Genomic DNA, 1,424 nt, shown 5'->3' on the forward strand with positions numbered 1-1,424 from the left:
CTGTACTGGATGCGCTCTTCTGCCGGTATCAGGTTCAGCACCGCCTCCATCAGGCTGCTCTTGCCTGCGGCACTGCTGCTCTGGATCAGGACGGCTAAGGGTTTGGGCAACTTTCGGCTCACCGCCGCCAGATAAGCCGCGAGCAGATTCGTTGATTCCCCGACAACCCCGCAGGCGGCTAAATCAGTAGTAATACGGCTGACCAACGCCGGATCTTGCAACAACATCAAAGCAGACTGCTGCTCATCGGCGCTCAACGCGTTGGCGGCCTGCGCCGTCTCAGCGGCCATCCCCGAACGTTGCTCCAGCACCAGTAACACCCGCCCCAGTTCCCGCTTGATCAGCGTGTCCGGCAGTGCCAGCTCCTGCGAGGCCTGACGCACGAAGCCCGAACGCGCCCGGGCGCTCAGGATATCGAGGCTGTCCACGAACAGGGCGCCGCTGTTTTTGTCCCGTAACTGCACATTGATCTTCATGACCGCACTGATCTTCTGCGGCACACCGCGCAACCGCCATTCCTGTGCATCCTGCTGGATCACGATATCGCCGTTAGCTTCCAATGTGGTGATAACCCCCGGTTCCACTGATGCAGGCGCGGGCGCAGTCACCCGCGGAGGGGGAGCGGCCAGGGGTGTTTTTGTGGGCTCACCGAACCATTGTGCTGACGCCAGTAACTGCCCGAACGCGGTTTCCGGGTTCGCCACCTCGCAGCTAATGCGATTGGCATCGCGGCCTTCGGGGAACACGACCCGCCAGACATCCAGACCCGTCAGTTGCAACGCTGATGCCAGCTGGATGGCGGCATCATTGCCTGCCGGATCATTGTCATAGGCAATGTACACCTGTTGAACCTCATGTTGCCGGAACGCCGCCCGGTGGGCATCGGTAAAGCCGTGAACGCCATAGGAACAGGTGACGTTGCGAAAGCCCGCACACCAGAATGACAGCGCATCAATCAGCGATTCACACAGGATAACCGACGCCGAACCGATCAGCCCCGCTTCATTCCAGACGCCGCCATGCTCACCCGGTAAATACAGATGCAACGGTGTGCCTGCCCGCAGCCTGTTATTGATTTTGCGGCCGTACATTTCCTGTATTTGCCCGTCCAGCCCAATCACCGGCACAACCAGCGAGCCGCTGAAGTGCTTATGCCCGCTGTCACGCATCAGCCCGATGGCCTGCAACTGAGCGCGGATCTCCGCCCCGGCTTTCAGTGGCTTGGCAGGCAGGCGATAACCCAGGGTGCGGTTGGCAAAGCCCAGCTTAAAATGGCTGACCAATTCAGGGTGATCGAGGCGGCGTTTTTTCAGGTAGGCCAGTGCTTCCGGCGCATTCAGCAGGGTCTGGTGATAAAAGGCGATCACCCGCTGCAACAGCGCCTGCCGCCCGATCCCCTCCTCCACTGACGACACCGCCGCCAG

The 1,424-nt window shown here is 60.7% G+C and carries 1 protein-coding gene; it reads right to left on the reverse strand.

Annotation, left to right across the window (positions count from 1 at the left end; all coding sequences use genetic code 11):
• The coding region (locus tag Xind_RS19480; RefSeq protein ID WP_187650933.1) for a toprim domain-containing protein at positions 1-1,424 on the reverse strand (1,424 nt) is incomplete at both ends.

The sequence above is a fragment of the Xenorhabdus indica genome, from assembly GCF_014467235.1.
In the GTDB taxonomy this organism is placed as follows: domain Bacteria; phylum Pseudomonadota; class Gammaproteobacteria; order Enterobacterales; family Enterobacteriaceae; genus Xenorhabdus; species Xenorhabdus indica.